The organism is Aquabacterium sp., assembly GCF_030652515.1.
In the GTDB taxonomy this organism is placed as follows: Bacteria; Pseudomonadota; Gammaproteobacteria; order Burkholderiales; family Burkholderiaceae_C; genus Aquabacterium.
This window is the reverse complement of record NZ_JAUSAR010000067.1, coordinates 71,774-91,436: the sequence shown is the minus strand read 5'-3', so window position 1 is coordinate 91,436 and position 19,663 is coordinate 71,774. Positions and strand designations below refer to the sequence as shown.

At 61.6% G+C, this 19,663-nt stretch carries 17 protein-coding genes; 14 read left to right on the top strand and 3 right to left on the bottom strand.

What is annotated here, in order from left to right:
- The first annotated feature begins 92 nt into the window (after nt 1–92).
- A complete protein-coding gene (locus tag Q7V20_RS08330; protein ID WP_304789073.1) occupies nt 93–1,850 on the top strand; it encodes an HDOD domain-containing protein in 1,758 nt (585 codons plus the stop codon).
- Here the strand turns inward: Q7V20_RS08330 and Q7V20_RS08325 are convergent.
- Nucleotides 1,847–2,881, bottom strand: coding sequence for a quinone-dependent dihydroorotate dehydrogenase (locus Q7V20_RS08325; RefSeq protein ID WP_304789071.1), 1,035 nt, complete (start codon nt 2,879–2,881; stop codon nt 1,847–1,849). The two genes, Q7V20_RS08330 and Q7V20_RS08325, sit on opposite strands and share 4 nt — an antisense overlap.
- 154 nt (nt 2,882–3,035) lie before the next feature.
- Here Q7V20_RS08325 and Q7V20_RS08320 point away from each other — a divergent pair, with 154 nt between their 5' ends.
- The 4 genes from Q7V20_RS08320 (at nt 3,036) to Q7V20_RS08305 (ending at nt 7,607) form a co-directional block, all read left to right on the top strand.
- Complete coding sequence (locus Q7V20_RS08320) at nt 3,036–5,384, top strand: Tex family protein (protein ID WP_304789070.1); 2,349 nt, start codon at nt 3,036–3,038, stop codon at nt 5,382–5,384.
- A 377-nt stretch (nt 5,385–5,761) separates the two neighbouring features.
- Nucleotides 5,762–6,580, top strand: a complete 819-nt coding sequence (locus Q7V20_RS08315; RefSeq protein ID WP_304789068.1) for a hypothetical protein — start codon at nt 5,762–5,764, stop codon at nt 6,578–6,580.
- A gap of 3 nt (nt 6,581–6,583) precedes the next feature.
- The gene (locus Q7V20_RS08310) at nt 6,584–7,111 is read left to right on the top strand and encodes a hypothetical protein (protein ID WP_304789066.1); all 528 of its coding nucleotides are present in this window, start codon (nt 6,584–6,586) and stop codon (nt 7,109–7,111) included.
- A 25-nt stretch (nt 7,112–7,136) separates the two neighbouring features.
- A complete protein-coding gene (locus Q7V20_RS08305) occupies nt 7,137–7,607 on the top strand; it encodes a calcium-binding protein (RefSeq protein WP_304789064.1) in 471 nt (156 codons plus the stop codon).
- A 127-nt stretch (nt 7,608–7,734) separates the two neighbouring features.
- On the opposite strand, the gene Q7V20_RS08300 is transcribed toward Q7V20_RS08305, so the two are convergent.
- Complete coding sequence (locus tag Q7V20_RS08300) at nt 7,735–8,355, bottom strand: hypothetical protein (protein WP_304789062.1); 621 nt, start codon at nt 8,353–8,355, stop codon at nt 7,735–7,737.
- Here Q7V20_RS08300 and Q7V20_RS08295 point away from each other — a divergent pair.
- From Q7V20_RS08295 to Q7V20_RS08280, 4 genes are read left to right on the top strand one after another with little or no spacing between them, the layout of a single operon-like run.
- Nucleotides 8,348–8,578 (top strand): hypothetical protein, encoded by a 231-nt coding sequence (locus Q7V20_RS08295; RefSeq protein ID WP_304789060.1) that lies wholly within the window; start codon nt 8,348–8,350, stop codon nt 8,576–8,578. The two genes, Q7V20_RS08300 and Q7V20_RS08295, sit on opposite strands and share 8 nt — an antisense overlap.
- A gap of 48 nt (nt 8,579–8,626) precedes the next feature.
- The gene (locus Q7V20_RS08290; RefSeq protein WP_304789059.1) at nt 8,627–9,427 is read left to right on the top strand and encodes a glutathione S-transferase family protein; all 801 of its coding nucleotides are present in this window, start codon (nt 8,627–8,629) and stop codon (nt 9,425–9,427) included.
- Nucleotides 9,428–9,444: 17 nt separating this feature from the next.
- A complete protein-coding gene (locus Q7V20_RS08285) occupies nt 9,445–10,515 on the top strand; it encodes a phospholipase (RefSeq protein ID WP_304789057.1) in 1,071 nt (356 codons plus the stop codon).
- Between the two features lie 16 nt (nt 10,516–10,531).
- On the top strand, nt 10,532–11,866 hold the full coding sequence (locus tag Q7V20_RS08280) for a hemolysin family protein (protein ID WP_304789055.1): 1,335 nt from the start codon (nt 10,532–10,534) through the stop codon (nt 11,864–11,866).
- On the opposite strand, the gene Q7V20_RS08275 is transcribed toward Q7V20_RS08280, so the two are convergent.
- The gene (locus tag Q7V20_RS08275; protein ID WP_304789054.1) at nt 11,836–12,972 is read right to left on the bottom strand and encodes an iron-containing alcohol dehydrogenase; all 1,137 of its coding nucleotides are present in this window, start codon (nt 12,970–12,972) and stop codon (nt 11,836–11,838) included. The genes Q7V20_RS08280 and Q7V20_RS08275 overlap by 31 nt on opposite strands.
- Before the next feature lie 197 nt (nt 12,973–13,169).
- Here Q7V20_RS08275 and Q7V20_RS08270 point away from each other — a divergent pair, with 197 nt between their 5' ends.
- The 5 genes from Q7V20_RS08270 to Q7V20_RS08250 all read left to right on the top strand — a co-directional run bounded on the left by Q7V20_RS08270 (nt 13,170) and on the right by Q7V20_RS08250 (nt 19,621).
- Nucleotides 13,170–13,943, top strand: a complete 774-nt coding sequence (locus Q7V20_RS08270; protein WP_304789052.1) for a TetR/AcrR family transcriptional regulator — start codon at nt 13,170–13,172, stop codon at nt 13,941–13,943.
- Between the two features lie 133 nt (nt 13,944–14,076).
- A complete protein-coding gene (locus Q7V20_RS08265; protein WP_304789050.1) occupies nt 14,077–15,486 on the top strand; it encodes a 3-oxoacyl-ACP reductase in 1,410 nt (469 codons plus the stop codon).
- A 13-nt stretch (nt 15,487–15,499) separates the two neighbouring features.
- Complete coding sequence (locus Q7V20_RS08260; RefSeq protein ID WP_304789048.1) at nt 15,500–16,360, top strand: MaoC/PaaZ C-terminal domain-containing protein; 861 nt, start codon at nt 15,500–15,502, stop codon at nt 16,358–16,360.
- 59 nt (nt 16,361–16,419) lie between these two features.
- Nucleotides 16,420–17,709, top strand: a complete 1,290-nt coding sequence (locus Q7V20_RS08255; RefSeq protein ID WP_304789046.1) for an acetyl-CoA C-acetyltransferase — start codon at nt 16,420–16,422, stop codon at nt 17,707–17,709.
- Nucleotides 17,710–17,860: 151 nt separating this feature from the next.
- Nucleotides 17,861–19,621 (top strand): AMP-binding protein, encoded by a 1,761-nt coding sequence (locus Q7V20_RS08250; RefSeq protein WP_304789044.1) that lies wholly within the window; start codon nt 17,861–17,863, stop codon nt 19,619–19,621.
- Nucleotides 19,622–19,663 lie beyond the last annotated feature (42 nt).

The following is a 19,663-nucleotide window of genomic DNA, read 5'->3' as shown; positions in this document are numbered from 1 at the left end:
TTTTGAAACACTTTCACACTGGCGCAACTGCGGTTCAATCGGACATGCCGGGGTGATGTATCACCCCATGAAAAAAGCCTCTTCCACTGCCCATGGCCGTCATCACGCCACCTTCGTCACCGCCGGTTCCGCACTTTGGCCGCTTTGAGCTGCGCCAATTGCTGAGCCGCAGTCTGGCGGCGACCACCTGGCGGGCGATGGACCCCAGGTTGCAGCACGAAGTGGTGCTGTGTGTGCCCCGCGCTCAGCCCCGGCCACCCCATGATCTGGAAGCATGGCACCAGGACGTTCAGGCCGCTGCCCGGCTGAAGCATCCCAGGCTGGTCGATGTGCTGGAGATCAGCATCCAGGACGGTTGGCCGTTTGTCAGCGCCCACCGGGGTGCGTCCGTGTCTTTAATTGAGCGCCTGGCCGCAGGTCCGACACCTACCTTGGTCGAGATGATCGGCTGGATGGTCGATGTGCTGGAAGGCCTGGCTTATGCGCATGAAGCGGGCGTGGCACACCGCGATCTGGGCTTGCACAATGTGTTGATTGACCCCAATGGCCGCGCGGGCGTGGCGGGATTGGGCGTGGGCTTCATGGCCGACGTGCCCGGCAAACCCAAAGCCAACGCGGGCCTGCAGCAGCAACGTGCCGCGGCCGAGCACGATGTGCTGATGGCCGGTTTGCTGATGTACCGACTTTTGGCGGGCAGTCCGGCCCTGGACGACCCCGACCTGTGCAGCGCAGCCCAGCGTGTGGGGCGCGAAATCGTGCGCCTGCCTTGGTCTGCCACTCAACCCGTGCCCGACACCCTGCGGGCCATCGTCAACCGTTCAACCGACCGCCAGCAACGCCAGCGCTACCTGAACGCCCGCACCTTGCTGGCCGCCTTGCAAGGTTGGATCAAGACCAACGAGCAGGAGTCCGGCGGGCCGCTGGCCTTGCTGATCGATCGGCTGAACACCGTGGGCAGCTTGCCCAGTCGGCCGCGCATGGGGCGTGCTTTCAGCCAGTCCCTGGGCAAGGACAACCTGCGCGTGGACGACATCGTCGACGTCATCGCCCGGGACCCCGGCCTGGTGTGGGAGCTGCTGCGCAGCGTGAACACAGTGCGGTTCCAAACTGGCATCAGCGATGACCGCGTGACCACGATCACCCGTTCTGTGGTGCTGATGGGGCAATTGGGTTTGCGCAATGTGGCCTCGGTGCTGCGTCCCTGGCCTGGCGCCTTGGCGGCGGCCGAATCTAAAGCGACCTCTGATGCGCCAACGCCACCAGCCCAGGCAGCCCTTGAAAACGAGTTGCGCCGCACCTGCATCGCGGGGCACATCGCGCGCTTGCTGGCCCCGTTTTCCATCAGCGACGAAGAGGCCTTGGTGGCCGCGATCTCGCAGCGCCTGGGGCACTTGCTGGTGCGCTACCACTTCCCTGATGAAGCCGCCCAGATCGACCGGCTCATGCAGCCCGGCCCACCGCCCGATGCGACCAGCCCACCCACCCCCGGCATGAACATGGAAGCCGCCGCCGGTGCGGTACTGGGTGTGGACATGGAAGAACTGTCGATCGCCGTGATGCGCTACTGGGGCATGGACGACAAGCTGCTGCAGGCCGCGAGGCCTTTGAACAAATCATCACCGGTGCGTCGGCCCGATGATGGCGGAGAAATGCTGCGTGCGGTGGCCAGCCTGGCCAATGAACTGACCATGGCCGTGGGGGCCGAACCCACACGTTTGCAAGCCCAGGTGAACCATTGCTTCACACGCTATGCCCGCGCGCTGGGCCTGAGCTTCAAGGATTGCCAGGAGGCGCTGGAGACGTCGATCCGGCTGGTGGATGCCCCTGTGACGCCTGCCAAAGCTGGTTAGCCCTTGAGCGCCAGCGCGCAATCGGTGACCAGTTCGGGGCCTTTGTAGATCAGGCCCGTGTAGATCTGGACCAGGTCGGCGCCCGCATCACGTTTGGCACGCGCGTCGGCGCCACTCATCACGCCGCCCACCCCAATGATCGGAAAACGTGGCCCCAAGGCGGCACGCAGCTGGCGGATCACCTGGTTGCTGGCCTCAAACACGGGCGAGCCACTCAGGCCACCGGTCTCTTCAGCGTGCGCCATGCCTTTGACGGCTTCACGGCTGATGGTGGTGTTGGTGGCGATCACGCCATCGATGCCATTGTTCTGCAAGGTGGCCGCGATCACGCCCACTTGGGTCTCATCCAGGTCGGGCGCGATCTTCACGAACATGGGCACGTGGCGCTTGTCGCGAGCCATCAATGCTTGTCGGCGGGTTTGCAGTGCGCCCAATAACTTGTCCAGCGCTTCATCGCTTTGCAGGCTGCGCAGGTTCTGCGTGTTGGGCGACGATATGTTCACCGTCACGTAGTCCGCCCAGGGGTACACGCCCTCCAGACCGATCAGGTAGTCATCGACCGCGTTTTCGATGGGCGTGCTGGCGTTTTTGCCAATGTTCAAGCCCAGGATGCCGCCTTGCTGGCGAAAGCGTGCGCGCCGCACATTGTTCACGAAAGCATCCAGGCCATCGTTGTTGAAGCCCAGGCGGTTGATCAGCGCGTTGGCTTGTGGCAGGCGGAACATGCGCGGCTTGGGATTACCCGGCTGCGGCTTGGGCGTGACCGTGCCCACTTCCACAAAGCCAAAACCCATGGCGCCCAGCCCGTCGATGCACCGGCCGTTCTTGTCCAGGCCGGCGGCCATGCCAATGCGGTTGGGGAACTTCAAGCCGGCGATTTCAACCGGATCACTGACCCGGCTGGCGCCCCAGGCGCAGTCCAAAGGCGTGTTCTGAAACCGTGCCAGGGCCCCCATGGTCAGTTCATGGGCAACTTCCGGGTCCAGGTTGAACAGGACGGCGCGGGACAGGGCGTAGGGAATCAGGGGCATGGACGGGCAAAAACACGTGGGTGCGGCGAGGCGCAGGTCCGGTATTGTCCCAGATTGCCAGGGGCTGGTGAGGCGGCCCGCCTATGGCAAACTGCGCCCCCTGATCGATGCAGATGCGCTCGCATTTTTCCGTAGATTTTCCTAGGGCACCCGCTTGAACAAGATCCTGATGCAAATCGCGGCCGAACTGAAGGTTCGGCCTGCCCAAGTCAACGCCGCCGTGGAGTTGCTGGATGGGGGCGCCACCGTGCCCTTCATCGCCCGTTACCGCAAAGAGGCCACCGACGGCCTGGACGACACGCAACTGCGCGACCTGGAAGCGCGCCTGACCTACCTGCGCGAGCTGGAAGACCGCCGCGAAGCCGTCATCAAAAGCATCGACGAGCAGGGCAAGCTCACACCCGAGTTGCGCGCCGCCATCGAGGCCGCGCCCACCAAGCAGGAGCTGGAAGACCTGTACCTGCCCTACAAGCAAAAGCGCCGCACCAAGGCCATGATCGCCCGCGAAGCGGGCATCGAGCCCTTGGCTGACAAGCTGTTCGCCGACCCATCGCTCGATCCACAAGCCGAGGCCGCCGCCTTCGTCAACGCCGATGGCGGCTTTGCCGACACCTTCGCCGTGCTGGACGGCGTGCGCGACATCCTGTCCGAACGCTGGGCCGAAGACGCTACCCTGATCGGCAAGATGCGCGACTGGTTGTGGGAAGAGGGCCTGTTCAAGTCCAAGCTGATGGATGGCAAGGACGAGCAGAACCCTGACATCTCCAAGTTCCGCGATTACTTTGACTACGACGAGCCGATCCGCACCGTGCCTTCACACCGCGCGCTGGCCGTGTTCCGTGGCCGCACGCTGGAGTTTCTGGACGCCAAGTTGGTGCTGGACGAAGAGACCGTGCCCGGCCAGCCCACGCTGGCCGAAGGCCGCATCGCGCGCCACCTGGGCTGGAGTCATGCTAAGCGTGCCAGTGATGACCTGATCCGCAAAACCGTCGGCTGGACCTGGAAGGTCAAGCTCAGCCTGAGCCTGGAGCGCGACCTGTTCTCGCGCCTGCGCGAAGACGCCGAGAAGACCGCCATCAAGGTCTTCGCCGAAAACCTGCGCGACCTGCTGCTGGCTGCGCCCGCTGGCAAACGCGTCGTCATGGGCCTGGACCCGGGCATCCGCACTGGCGTGAAGGTGGCCGTGGTCAGCGACACCGGCAAAGTGCTCGACACCAGCACCGTGTACCCGCACGAGCCGCGCAAGGATTGGGAAGGCTCGATCCACACCCTGGGCCGCTTGTGCGCCACCCACGGCGTCAACCTGATTGCCATCGGCAATGGCACTGCCAGCCGCGAGACCGACAAGCTGGCCGCCGACCTCATCAAGCGCATCCAGCAGCTGGCCCCGGGCACCATGATCGACAAGGTCGTGGTGTCGGAAGCCGGCGCGTCGGTCTACTCGGCCTCCGAGTTCGCCAGCAAGGAGCTGCCGGATCTGGACGTGACCTTGCGCGGCGCCGTCAGCATTGCCCGCCGCTTGCAAGATCCGCTGGCCGAACTGGTGAAGATTGACCCCAAGAGCATCGGCGTGGGCCAGTACCAGCACGACGTCAACCAGAGCGAGATGGCCCGCACCTTGAGCACCGTGGTCGAAGACTGCGTGAACTCGGTGGGTGTGGACCTGAACACCGCTTCTGCGCCACTCCTGTCGCGCGTGTCGGGCCTGAGCACCACGGTGGCCAACAGCATCGTGCGCTGGCGCGACGCCAATGGCGCCTTCAAGAACCGCAAGCAGTTGATGGACGTGGCTGGCCTGGGCGCCAAGACGTTTGAGCAAGCGGCGGGCTTTTTGCGCATCCGCGATGGCGACAACCCGCTGGACATGTCGGGCGTGCACCCCGAAACCTACCCGGTCATCGAGAAGATGATCAAGGCCACGGGCAAGCCGATCACAGAATTGGTGGGCCGCTCCGACGTGATCCGCACGCTCAAGCCCGAAGCTTTTGCCGATGAAAAGTTCGGCATCGTCACCGTGAAAGACATCCTGACCGAGCTGGAAAAACCCGGCCGCGATCCGCGCCCCGACTTCAAGGTGGCGCGCTTCAACGATGGCGTGGACGACATCAAGGACTTGCAGGAAGGCATGGTCCTGGAAGGCACGGTCAGCAACGTGGCGCAGTTCGGCGCGTTTGTCGATTTGGGCGTGCACCAGGATGGTCTGATCCACGTGAGCCAGTTGGCCAACAAGTTCGTGAACGACGCGCGCGAAGTGGTCAAGACGGGCGACATCGTCAAGGTCAAGGTGCTGGAAGTGGACCTGGCCCGCAAACGCATCTCGTTGACCATGAAGCTGGATGCGGCCATGCCAGCCAAGGGTGCGGGGGGCAAGGCTGACAACAACTACCGGCCGGCAGCGCGCAATGAACGGTTCAGTGCGCCGCGTGGTGGTTCATCGAACACCCAGCCGCAAGAGCAGTCGGCCATGGCGGCGGCGTTTGCGAAGCTGCAGGCCAAGCGCTGAGTCAAAGGCACTGGCAGGAAAAACGGGGGGAGCGGAGGCTCCCCTTTTTTATCTCCTCACGCGAGTGGTCAGCAGCAAATGACACACGCAGCCCGGTCTTCAGCACCAATATTGCTTCAGAACATTTCAGTATTTTTAAAGTTGTTTTTCGGTAACCCCCAGCCTGGAAGGTGTGAGTTGAAAAAAATCAATCGCTAGACTGCCTTGAAGTTTTTTTAAAAGTCACATCAGGGGCATTGGCGCATCAATTCGAATAGGCGAATGCAATTCCGTATTACTACGGGGCCTGTGCTGCCTAGCGACGGATTGGTCTCGTCTTTTTTGAATATTTCGCCTAGGCACTTTTTGTGGCTAGAGGCGCTTTCCATGGGATCAAGATGAATTTTTCAAATCGAATTCACAATGCGCTGCGCTGGATAGTTGCGCTGCTGACCCTTATAAGCATAGGCGCCTGCGCGGGGCTGACCGAACCTTCCTCGAAAGAGCGATTAACCAAGGCGCACGCGCTACTTGCTCAGCGCTGCCAGACCGCCGGAGTGAAGATCCATCGGACGGTCAAGAATGTCGATGGCATTTATTTACTCAAATTGAGACCTAAACTAAATTTTGGAGACCAATTTGCATTGACTGATCCTTATGGAAATGATCTGGAGGGAGATGCATATATAAAAAGTTTTTTGCGGGGGTTTTGGCGCAGTTCCTTTAATCAAAGCTCATCGGCGCATTCTGCGGGATATATGTATGTCGAAGCGATAGATCCAAAAGATGGTCAACGTTATCGGTATGTCGGCAATTTCCAAGAAGTTGAACGGGACGGCGGTACCCTGACGGGTGGGCCTCGTGGAAAATTTAAAACCACTACCTTCGAACTCACTAAAACCCTGGCCACTGGCCCCGCTCCGCGTTATGGCTTGATTTATGACGACATTTCAACGTGTGAAGAGCGGATTCATTGGATTGCAGGAAGTTCTTTGAAAGTAATTGATCTGCAGACTAATGAAGTATTGGCTGAGAGAGTGGGTTATATGATGGACTCGGGGCAAGGAAATATATCTGGCGGGCGATCTCCATGGTTATACGCCGCCAAGAATTCCTGTCCTTGGTTTGTTGGGGAACACCCCGAACTCAACCAAATCGGCCAAACAGAACGTTTTGTCGAAGAAGTTTTAAAGCCTGCAGCGATACAGGGAAATTAAAGCATGAGCACAACGAATTCGCCGCAGGTAAATGATTATTTGCAATATGCTAATCTGCAGATGGCTGCGGAAGCTTTTCTTAGAAATGGCGACACAAAATATTACCAAGGAGAGGCTTTAGGTGCAGCATTGGTTTTGGGAAATAATCATGCTTCCCGGTTCATTCGAGCTCAGGTAAATGAATTCTCAAGTAAATGGGATGTGATTGAGCAGATAGAAAACACACCGACTGGATTCAGTGGAACGTTGTTTCAGAATAAGAGTACACATGAATATGTAATCAGTTTTCGAAGCACGGAGTTCATCGATGACTCAGTTCGAGACAACAGGGCTACCCACATCATGGAAGTCAAGGAGTACGGATTTGCCTTAGGGCAGATTCGTGACATGGCAAGTTGGTATGCCAGTCTCAAAGAGGAAGGCAAGATTCCGGTTGGCCAGCAGATATCTGTCACAGGGTACAGCTTGGGCGGGCACTTGGCCACAGCCTTCAACATGCTGTTGGGCGGGCGACGGCGACGACTAGATTGATGGGGGCCTGGGTAACGAGACCATCTTGAGTGACAGCAATTACGCGGCTGGCCTCACACCCTGGTCTGGCAACGACAATGTCCATGGGGGCCTGGGCAATGACACATTGGTCGATTCGTCAACCGCGTCCAACGATATCTACATCTGGGGGCGCGACGAAGGAGCTGACACGCTGACGGATGATGGTGGCGCCGATCGATTGGATGTGCTGGCAGGCATGACCGCCGAACAGATCTGGCTGCGCCAAGTTGGCAGTGACCTGGAGTTCTCAGTCATTGGCACATCGGATGCTTTCACCATCAATGATTGGTACGCCTCGGCGGCGAACCAGGTTGAGAGCATTCGCCTGTCCGATGGCAAGACTCTGGCATCAGGGAATGTGCAGACTTTGGTAGACGCCATGGCCTCGTTCTCTGCCCCGTCCGCTGGTCAGATCAACTTGCCAGCCGGTTACCAGGAAGCGTTAAACCCTGTAATCGTGGCTAACTGGGCATGAAGTTCAGCTGAAAAATCGGCCGCGGCGGCCGTGTTTGCGAAGTTGCAGGCCACACGTGTTTGCATGCAAAAAGGGAGCTTGAGCTCCCTTTTTCTTTGTGCGTGATGGCGAGTGAACCTGGGCCAGATCAATCCGCCAGCGGCCGTGATTGGCGACGGCGAGTTGCGATGCCCACCATGCCCAAGCCCACCAACACCATCAGGTAAGTGTCGATCTCAGGCACCGCCACCGCCTGAACGGACAGCCCACCAAAGGTCACGGTGTTGGAGTAGTAGGGAACATTGGCCGTGTTGGTCGGATCGTCAGTGCGAACGAAGTCAAAGGCCAGTCGACCTTGAAAAGTCGGCAGATCGGCGGGCAAGCTGCTGTCACCCAGGAAATTGAACGCGCCACCGGTGATGCCACCTATCCAGTACAGGCGTACGTTGTTCAGCGTGTAGTTGCCGAGGGTGAAACCTTGCAATTGCCGCGCATAGTCCGAGGGCGGCGTGTTGGCGCCAGCCTTCAGCGTCGGATCGGAGGTCAGGGAGATGATGTCCAGCAGCGTGGCGCTGGGGGTGCCCGTGTTGGCATTACGGATGCTGGCCGTGCCGGCGATGTCCGAGAATTGATGGCCCCCCACCGATCCAGCCAGGCCAAGAACGGCCTGGGTCAGCGTGCCATTGGTGGCGTAGGTGCTGTAGCCGGGTTCAAAACCCAGGTCGCCTGACAAGCCCAGAAAAGGGGTGGCCGAGTTATAGGTGAACACGCCCGAGACCGACAGACCGCTCAGCAAGCCAGTGAGCTCAGCAGGGCCGGAAATCGGGGCGCCTGTTGAAAAAGTGTACGAAACGGGTGCGGCCATGGCTGGGGTCAGGCATGACAACAAGGCAGTGCACAAGCTGGCCGACGCGATTTTTCTCAACGACATGAAGTTCATCTCCCTGGATGATGATGACAAGACAGGAGGGGATTATCGCGCGGGAGCCTGATCAAGCGTCAATACCTCAGGTGGATGTCCCTGCGGTATCCTGACGCTGATGTCCACCGCCAGCCTGACCCTCTACACCTTCGCGATCTCGCATTTCAGCGAGAAAATCCGCTGGACACTGGACGCCTCAGGCCTGAGCTTCACCGAAGTGGTCATGACGCCAACCCTGCACGTGGTACCGGCCTTGCGCATGGGTGGGCAGGGCGAAACCACCTTGCCGATATTGGAAGTTCGGCAGCCGAGTGGTGCGGTCGAGCACATCCAGGACAGCACCCAGATCCTGCAATGGCTGGACCAGCACCTGGGCCCCTTGGCCGTGATGCCGCGCCATGTCGGTCTGAACGAAGAGATCATGGACATCGAGGAGCGCTTCGATGCCATTGGCAAAGATGTGGCCCGCTACCTGTACCACGCGACTTTGGACGACGACGACCGGATCATCGGCATGTGGACGCAGCACGCCAACCGGAACCAGGCCCGCCTGGTCAGGCTGTTTTATCCTTTGACCAGATGGATTTTCAGGCGGCGCCTGCGCATCAACGCGGAAGCCGCCGCGCAATCGGCCGAGCGCATCCAACAGGCGCTGGCCTGGCTCGATGGCAGGCTGAGTGATGGGCGCCACTACCTGGTGGGGCAGCAGTTCTCGGTGGCAGACATCACCGCGGCGTCCATCCTGGCGCCCCTGGCCTGTCCGGATCAGCATCCCATCTATGGCACGGCCCAATTCCGCCAAGGCGCAGGGCATTCGCCAGCCTGGCTGGGCAATCGGCCTTGCGTTGAATGGGTGCGGCGTGTTTACAAGGCTCACCGTCTGGGCCACCCGGGCCTGGAGGCGCAAGCCGTCGCTTGAGCTTGACGAAGACCACCATGAAAGCCTTGCACATCCACGCAGGCCCCGTTGCTCGCCGCCACATTGAACAACATGGGCTGAGCCCGCACGATGTCCGTTTGATCCCGGCGGCGGCGGGCGGCCCCAAAGGCTTGATCCTCACGCACCTGGATCGCCACCTGTTCGGCCAGTGGCTCACGCCCACCCGGCACACGCTGCACCTGGTGGGCGCATCCATCGGCGCCTGGCGCATGGCCACCGCCACCATGCCCGAACCAGCCAAAGCCTTTGAGCGCCTCGCGCACGACTACATTCACCAAAATTACGAACCGGAGGCCGGGAAAAAAATGCCATCGCCTCAGCGCGTCAGCGCCGGTTTCGGGCAGGCGCTGGACACTTTTTTTGGCGCGGACACCGATGGCATCCTGTCTCACCCGCGTTGGCGGTTGCACGTGGTCACCGCACGCGGGCGACAGCTCTTGCGTTCAGGCACCCGCATGCGCACCCCGCTGGGTTTTGCGGGCCTGGCTTTGGGCAATGCCTTGTCGCGCCGCAGTGTCGGGGCTTTCCTGGAGCGCAATGTGTTCTCATCTGCGGGCGAGGCCCTGCCCGTGGCCCTGCGCGACCTGCCCACCGCGCGCTGGGCCCTGACGGCCGAGAATTTCAAACCCGCCTTGCAAGCTTCCTGCAGCATCCCTTTCCTGCTGGACGCCGTGCGCGACATCCCGGGCGCCACAGCGGGCGCCCATTGGGATGGCGGCCTGGTTGACTACCACTTCCACTGGAACTTCAACTCCATGGACAGCGGCCTGGTGCTGTACCCCCACTTCCAGCAATCCATCGTGCCGGGCTGGCTCGACAAATCCTTCAAGCGCCGACACCTGCCCACGCCGGGCCTGAGCAACATGGTCTTGCTGGCCCCCAACCCCGACTGGGTCGCCCAACTGCCGGGCGGCAAGTTGCCTGACCGGGAGGATTTCACCCGTCTGGATTTCCCACAGCGCGTCCAGCTGTGGAGTGCGGCCGTGGCGGAAAGTGAACGCCTGGCTCAGGAGTGGCGCGATTGGTTGCAGCGAGGCTGTCCGATCGCTGAAGTCCGGGCCCTGTGATCGCTACACTGTTTTCATGGACTCCACCGTCAGCCTGATGCTGATCGCCGCGCTCATCGCGGTCAGCGCTTTTTTCTCAACCGCCGAACTGGCCGTGGCCGCCTCGCGCCGCGTGCGCCTGCGCCAGATGCTGGAGCAAGGCGATCTGCGCGCCCAGCAGGTCATGCACGTGCAAGACCACCCCGGCGACTACTTCACCGTCATCCAGATCGGCCAGAACAGCGTGGCCATCCTGGGCGGCATCGTGGGAGAGGGCGCGTTCTCGCCCTTCATCCAGATGACCTTGCGCACCTTCCAGGTTTCGCCCGAGCGGGCTGAAACCGTGGGCTTGCTGCTGTCTTTCGTCATCGTCACCAGCTTGTTCATCCTGCTGTCTGACCTGTTCCCCAAGCGCCTGGGCATGGTCGCGCCCGAGAAGGTGGCGGTGGCGGTGGTCGGCCCCATGCGCATCTTCCTGGCGGTGTTCAGGCCGGTGGTGTGGTTCTTCAGCCAGTTGACCGACGCCTTGTTCAAGCTGCTGGGCCTGCCCACCCGACGCGATGACAGCATCACCTCGGACGACATCCGTGCCATGGCCGAGGCTGGTGCCGAAGCTGGCGTGCTGGCCGCCCGAGAACATCAGGTGATCGAGAACGTGTTCGAGCTGGACACCCGCACCGTGACCAGCGCCATGACCGGCCGCGAGCGCATCGTGCACTTTCTGCAAGACGACAGCGAGATCCTGATCCGCGCCCGCATTGACCAGTACCCGCATTCCACCTACCTGGTCTGCGACGGCAGCATCGACCACGTGGTGGGCTATGTGGACGCCAAGCACCTGCTGAGTCGGGTGCTGAACTCGCTGCCCATTTCACTGCAGGCCGATGGCCTGATCAACAAGGTCCTGATCGTGCCCGATCGCCTGACCCTGTCCGAGCTGTTGACCCAGTTCCGCCAGGCGCAAGACGACTTCGCCGTCATCGTGAATGAATACAGCTTGGTCGTGGGCATCATCACCATCAACGACGTGATGAGCACGGTGATGGGCGGCCTGGTGATCTCGATGGACGAAGAGCAGATCGTGCAGCGCGATGCCAACTCCTGGCTGATCGACGGCATGACGCCCATCCCGGACGTGATGCAGGCGCTGGAGTTGTGGGAACTGCCGCTGCAGGAAGACTACGAAACCCTGGCCGGTTTCATGATGGTGATGTTGCGCCGCATCCCCAAACGCACCGATGTGGTGGTCTGGGGCGGCTTCCGCTTTGAGGTGATGGACGTCGACAGCTACAAGATCGACCAGGTAATGGTGACCCGCGAGGCGGCATCACCCACCGACGCTCACATCGATGCAGACAAGAGCTCGGCGTAATCTTCTGGTGTGGCGATGCGCGGGTTGGTCTTGTGGCAATGGTCTTTCATCGCGCCGTCGATCACCTTGTCGAACCACTCGCGCTGAACGCCCAACTCGCCCAGGCCCTTGGCCAGGCCCAATCGCGCATTCAGATCGCGGATGGCCTGGGGGATGTCGGAAGCGCTGCTCAAACCCATGGCGTGGGCCATGCGCTCCAGGCGGCGCTCCTTCTTGATTGATTCGGCCTGCGAGTTGAACTGGATGACGGCGGGCAGGAACATGGCGTTCAAAGTGCCGTGGTGCAGTTTGGGGTTCACCCCGCCCAGGCTGTGGCTCAGGCTGTGGACAGCGCCCAGGCCTTTTTGGAACGCCATGGCGCCTTGCATCGAGGCGCTCATCATGTTCAGGCGGGACTCGCGGTCGCCGCCGTCTTTTGTGGCGCGCTCGATGTGGTGCCAGGCGCGCTCCAGGCCGTCCAGCGCGATGCCGTCGGCGGGTGGGTTGAAGGCGGGCGCCATGAAGGTTTCCATGCAGTGCGCGATGGCGTCCATGCCGGTGGCCGCCGTGAGGGCAGGGGGCAGGCCCAAAGTGAGTTCCGGGTCGCAGATGGCGGCCTTGGGCATCAGGTTCCAGGAGTGGAAGCCCAGCTTACGGCCATCGTCCACGATCACGATGGCGCCACGCGCCACCTCGCTGCCCGTGCCCGCCGTGGTCGGCACGGCGATCAAAGGAGCGGCCTGCGCTGTGATCTTGGGCGAGCCACCCTCGATGGTGGCGTAGGTTTTCAGGGGGCCGGGGTGGGTGGCCATGATGGCCAGGCCCTTGGCCAGGTCGATGCTGGAGCCACCGCCCACGGCGATCAGTCCGTCGCACTTGGCCTGCGTCCAGACCGCGTGCGCTGCCCGCACCGACGCTTCGGTCGGGTTGGGTGGGGTCTGGTCAAAAATGGTGACGGGCCAGTCCTTCAAGGCGTCCAAAGCCTTTTGCAGCACACCGGCCGCGCGCACGCCAGCGTCGGTGACGATCAGGGGGCGCTTGATGCCGACCCGCTCGCACTCCGAGGCCAGCAGTTGGATGGCGCCGAATTCAAATTGGATCTGGGTGAGGTAAAGGATCGTGGACATGGCTTTGGATAGAAGGTGTCAAACGCGGGATACGGCGCACTTTACCCTGGCACCGCGCTGAAGCCCCCGCACTGAGGGGGAGGGTGGATTTTTGTTTAAAAACAGTTGCGCGGGCAGCCCAAAGGTGCAATACCATACGCACCCAATGAGATGAAACGGGCGTTTGAAACGTTCGTATCCCGGAGACCAACCTGACCATGCCGACGGCCGCCCCCCGCTTGTCACCCACGGACACCAAGTCCCGCATCCTGGATGCGGCCGAGGTCTTGTTCGTCTCCGGCGGTTTTGAATCGATGTCCATGCGCCAGATCACCACGGCGGCTGGCGTCAACCTGGCGGCGGTGAACTACCACTTTGGCAGCAAGGACGCGCTGATCCACGCGGTGCTGGCCCGCCAGCTCGACCAGCTCAATGCCCAGCGCGTGGCCATGCTCGAATGGTTTGAGAACACCCTGCATGGCGATTTGACCTGCGAGCACGTGCTGGTGGCCATGTTCCTGCCCGCGGTGCGCATTTTCCGTAGCGGAACACCGGCGGCCGAGCGCTATCTGCACTTCCTGGGTCGTGCCTACACTGACCCATCGCCCGTGGTGCGCGACTTCATCAACAACCACTACATCGAGACGCTGGGCCGGTTTTTCCTGGCCTTCCAGCGCACCTTGCCCGATCTGAACCGCAGCGAACTGGGCTTCCGCCTGCATTTCGCCATGGGCGCGCTGTCGGGCATTTTGGCCGGAGGCAACACCCAGCGCCTGATCCGCGACTTCACGCGGGGCGAGGGTGATGACGAATCCCTGATCCTGTCGCGCCTGGCGTCGCTGATGGTCGCGGCCTTGAAGGCCCCCCTGCCAGACGCCGAGCACGACACCCTGTTCGGACACATCTTGAAGATCCCCGGCTTTCCCAGCCAGGGCCTGTTCCCCATTTCGTCAGACACGCAGCCCAGTGAAGCTGCGAACTCGTCAGCCTGACCAGGCTGGTGAGGGTGCGGTGCGCGATGGATGCACCGACCAACGGTGGGGCAGCGTGGTTGCTGCCTCTTGATCCCAACCAGGCCGTGGCGGCTGTGCACGCCGTCCGGCTGTTTTTTTCGAAGCGATCAGTATGAAAGACGGTTACCTTGATTTCGCCAATTCGTCCATGGGTGCCAAGCTCATCAACGCCCTGGGCCTGCCCAAGCCGTTGCCGCTGGAGCGTTACAAAGAAGGGCAGCCTGTTGTTCAAGGCACCGTTCTGATCGGTGGCGCTGGCGAAACGCCGATGCTGGATTCGCTGGCCAGTTTCTTCAAGTCCATCTCGGCCCAGACCTTGGCGCACGCCAAGTTGCCGCAGTGGGTGGCGGTGGCCAACAAGGTGGGCTTGACGACCGGCCGCTGGGGCACGGATGGCAAGCCCGGAGAGAAGGTCAAGGCTTTGGTGTTCGACGCCACGGGTCTGGATGACAGCACGCAGTCTGATGCGCTGTACTGGTTCTTCCACGATGCGGCACGTTCGGTGTTGCCTTGTGGCCGCGTGGTCATCATTGGCCGCCCGCCCGAGCTGTGCAAGAGCCCCCGCAAGGCCGCCATTCAGCGCTCGCTGGAAGGCCTGACGCGCTCGCTCGGCAAGGAGCTGAAGAAGGGCATCAATGCCCAGCTGGTCTATGTGGCCGAAGGCGCTGAAGGCAATGTCGAGTCGACCTTGCGCTTCCTGCTGTCGCCCAAGTCGGCCTATGTGTCGGCACAGGTCATCCGGGTTGGCGCGATCGTGGGCCCGCAAGCCATTCCTGCCGACTGGAACAAGCCCCTGGCTGGCAAGAAGGCGTTGGTCACTGGCGCTTCGCGCGGCATTGGCGCGGCGATTGCCGAGATCATGGCCCGTGACGGCGCCGAAGTGATCTGCCTGGACGTGCCGCAAGCTCAAGCCGGCCTGGACGAAGTCGCCAAGAAGTTGAACGGCACGGCCATCGCGCTGGATATCGGCGCCGCTGACGCCCCTCAAAAACTGGTGGAGGCCGCCAAGGCCCAAGGCGGCTGGGACATCGTGGTCCACAACGCCGGCATCACCCGCGACAAGACCATCGCCAACATGAAGGAACACCTCTGGCAGTTGGTGGTCAACGTCAACCTGTCAACGCAAGAGCGCATCAACGACGCGCTGGTCGAATCAGGTGCCATCAAAAATGGTGGCCGCATCGTGTGTGTGTCGTCGATCTCGGGCTTGGCAGGCAACATGGGCCAGACCAACTACGCGGTCTCCAAGGCCGGTGTGGTGGGCATGGTGCAGGGCACGGCCCCGATCTTCGCCGAGCGTGGCATCACCATCAACGCCGTGGCGCCAGGCTTCATCGAAACGCAGATGACCGCCGCCATCCCTTTCGCCATCCGCGAAGCCGGTCGCCGCATGAACTCCATGAGCCAGGGCGGTCAGCCTGAAGACGTGGCCGAAGCCATCGCCTGGTACGCCAGCCCGGCTTCCAGCGGTGTCACCTCGAACGTGATCCGCGTGTGCGGCCAAAGCCTGATTGGCGCCTGACCGAGACCCCGTCATGAAGCTCATCGAAGTCAACAAGTTGGTCAACCCGCTCACGATGTACGTGCGGGCCATGCAGTCCAGTACCAAACGGCCGGGCGTGATCGAGTCTTTGCCAGAAGTGACTTACGCGCGGCCACGCGTCAGGGTTGAAGAAGCCCACATCGCCAGCTATTCGCGGGTGTGTGGCTTCAGCCGTGCGCATGGCGTGCCCATCACCTACCCGCAGATGCTGGCTTTTCCGCTGACGATGGCGTTTTTCGGCTCGAAGTACTACCCCTGGCCCGCCATGGGCACAGTGCACCTGGCCAACAGCGTCAAGCAACTCCAGCGCATCAATGTGGGCGACGAGTTGCGGATCGAGGTGGCCACCGGCCCCTTGATCGCCCATGAAAAAGGGCAGATCTTCACCCTCACGCAGCGAGCTTTGCGCAACGATCAGTTGGTGTGGGAAGGCACGCAGTATTTGCTGCGCGTCGGTATTCGTCAGCCCAAGGGCCAGGCTTTTGCCTCGGCCCTGATCGATCCGACGCCGCTGTCGCACCAAGCGGATTTCTTCGCTGCGGGAGGCATTGGCCGACGTTATGGCCGGGTGTCGGGCGACATCAACCCGATCCACCTGTCCGGCATCACGGCCAAGATGTTTGGCTTTCGCAAAGCCATCGCCCACGGCATGTGGACCAAAGCCCGCGCTTTGGCCACCCTGATGCCACGCGAGCCGGTTGAGCAGGCCGAGGCCATGGTCGAGTTCAAGACGCCTTTGTTCCTGCCCGCCCGCGCTTCGCTGTGGTCCGCCCGCCAGGAAGACGGCGCGCTGTTCGAAGTTCGCAACGCCAAGGGCGACAAGCCCCACCTGCGCGGCCGTGTCACTTACTGACCGTTGCCGCCTGATCTGATCCATCCATTTTTTGCATCTCACCTTCTGGGGATTCATCCATGAACACCATTCGCCGCGTCGCCATCATCGGTGGCAACCGCATCCCGTTTGCCCGCTCCAACACCGTCTACTCGCACGTCTCCAATCAGGACATGCTGACCGCCACGCTGCAAGGCCTGGTTGACCGCTTCAACCTGCATGGCGAACGCCTGGGCGATGTCGCCGCTGGCGCGGTCATGAAGCACTCGCGTGATTTCAATTTGGTGCGTGAGACGGTGCTGTCCACCACCTTGTCACCTGAAACGCCGGCCTACGACCTGCAGCAAGCTTGCGGCACCGGCCTGGAAGCCATCATGCTGGTGGCCAACAAGATCGCCCTGGGCCACATCGAGTGCGGTATTGGCGGCGGCGTGGACACGACGTCTGATGCGCCCATCGGCGTCAACGAAAAGATGCGCAAGATCCTGATGGAAGCCAACCGTGCCAAGGGCACCATGGCCCAGCTCAAGATCATCTCCAAGATCCGTCCGAGCATGCTGGTCAAGCCCGCCATTCCCAAGAACGGCGAGCCCCGCACGGGTTTCTCGATGGGCGAACACGCAGAGCTGATGTCGCGCGAATGGGGCATCGCCCGCGAAGACCAGGATCAACTGACCCTGAAGAGCCACAAGAACCTGGCCCGCGCCTACAACGACGGCTTCTTCGCCGACCTGATGACCCCGTTCAAGGGCGTCACCAAAGACAACAACCTGCGCGGCGATCTGACGATTGAAAAGCTGCGCTCGCTCAAACCTTGCTTTGACAAGAAGGTCGCGCCCGGCCAAGGCACCTTGACGCCCGGCAATTCCACGCCCCTGACCGACGGCGCCTCGGCCGTGCTGCTGGGCAGCGAGGAATGGGCCAAGGCCCACAACCTGCCGGTGCTGGCCTACATCACCTTCAGCGAAGTGGCCGCCGTGGACTTCTTCAACAAGAAGGAAGGTCTGCTGATGGCGCCGGCCTACGCCGTGCCCCGCATGCTCGACCGCGCCGGCATCAAGCTGCAAGACTTCGATTTCTATGAAATCCACGAAGCCTTTGCCGCGCAAGTGTTGTGCACGCTGAAGGCCTGGGAAGACGCCAAGTACTGCAAGGAGCGCCTGGGCCGTGATCAGCCCCTGGGCTCGATCGACATGAGCAAGCTCAACATCAACGGTAGCTCGCTGGCCGCGGGTCACCCCTTCGCCGCCACGGGTGGTCGCATCGTGGCCACCTTGGCCAAGATGCTGGCCCAGAAGGGTTCGGGGCGCGGCCTGATCTCGATCTGTGCGGCCGGTGGCCAGGGCGTGGTCGCCATCCTGGAACGGTAAAACTGGGGGCAATTTGCGAGGGGGGCCTTCAAACCTCCCTCACAGGTTGATACACTTGTCCGCTTAAACAGGCAACGCGAGGCAACCCTTGTCTCGGGAAAGCCCCTCCCGCCAGGCCATTGAGCTTGGCGGGCATACGAGGAGACATCAGATGACCACATCCGCAGCAGCCACGGCATCGGCACCTGTGCCCGGCCAGTCCATCGTCAACCCCGACGGCACCACCAATCGCATTTGGTTGTCCTCGTATGTCAAGGGCGTGGCCCACGACATCGACATCAACAAATACCAGTCGCTCACCGAGTATTTCGACGAGTGCATCAACAAGTTCCGCGACCGTCCCGGCTTTGTCAGCATCGGCACCGAGATGCTCAACTCCCGGCTGGACCGCCTGGTCAAGGAGTTCGCCGGTTTCTTGCAAAGCAAGGGTGTCAAGCAGGGTGACCGCGTGGCGATCATGCTGCCCAACACCTTCCAGTACCCGGTAGCCCTGTTCGCCGTGCTGCGCATTGGCGCGGTCGTGGTCAACGTGAACCCGCTGTACACCGCACGAGAACTGAACCACCAGCTGAAGGATTCTGGCGCCGAGACCATCATCGTGATGGAGACCTTCGCCAAGACGCTGCAAGACGCGCAAGCGGGCACCCAGATCAAGAACATCGTGCTGACGCAGATCGGTGATCTGCTGGCCGACGGCTTCTTCAACCCCAAGGGCTGGGCCCTGAATTTCATCCTGCGCAAGGTTCAGAAAATGGTGCCGGCTTACAGCCTGCCCACCGCCATCTGGATGCGTGAAGCGCTCAAGCAGGGCGCGCAGGTCAAGGTCAAGTCCGTGGTCGTCAAGCCCGATGACCTGGCCTTTCTGCAGTACACCGGCGGCACCACCGGCGTGGCCAAAGGCGCCATGCTGACGCACCGCAATGTGCTCACCAACTGCCAGCAGGCTTTGGCCTTTGCTGAAGGCCAGTTGACGGGTGAGACGGAAACCGTGGTCACTCTGATCCCGATGTACCACATCTTCTCGCTGACGGTGAACGGCCTGATCTTCATGGCGCTGGGTGGCCGCAACATCCTGATCGCCAACCCGCGCGACACCAAGCGCGTGATGATGATCCTCAAGAACGAGAAGTTCTCGGGCATCACTGGCGTGAACACCCTGTTCTCCTCCTTCCTGGAGGATCCGGCTTTCCGCAATCTCGACTTTTCCAAGCTGAAGCTGTCGATCGCTGGCGGCATGGCGCTGCAACGCAATGTGGCCGAACGCTGGAAGGAAGTCACCGGCAATGCCGTCGTCGAAGGCTATGGCCTGACCGAATGCTCGCCCATCGTGACCCAGGCCCCGGTCGACATCTCCAAGCCGGGCCCGACCTTCACCGGCTCGATCGGTGTGCCCGTGCCTTCCACTGAAGTGCGCATGCGCCGTGAAGACGGCACCTGGGCCGACATTGGCGAGCCAGGCGAGCTGTGCGTGCGTGGTCCGCAGGTCATGAAGGGTTACTGGAACCGCCCCGAGGCCACGGCCGAAGTCATCGACAAGGACGGCTGGCTGGCCACGGGCGACATCGGCATCATCGACGACAAGGGCTTCTGCAAGATCGTGGACCGCAAGAAGGACATGATCCTGGTCTCGGGCTTCAATGTGTACCCCAACGAGATCGAAGACGTGGTCGCCATGCACCCCGACGTCAAGGAAGTGGCCGCCGTGGGCGTGCCTGATGATGCTGCAGGCGAGCGTGTCAAGGTCATCATCGTGCCGCGCAATCCTGGCCTGACCAAAGAATCGGTGATCGAGCATTGCCGCAAGAACCTGACGGGCTACAAGATCCCACGCATCGTCGAGTTCCGCACCGAAGAGCTGCCCAAGTCGCCCGTGGGCAAGATCTTGCGCCGCGAATTGCGCGACAAGAAGTAAGCAGCCCACCGAAGCACCCCTGGCACTTGTGCCGGACAATGG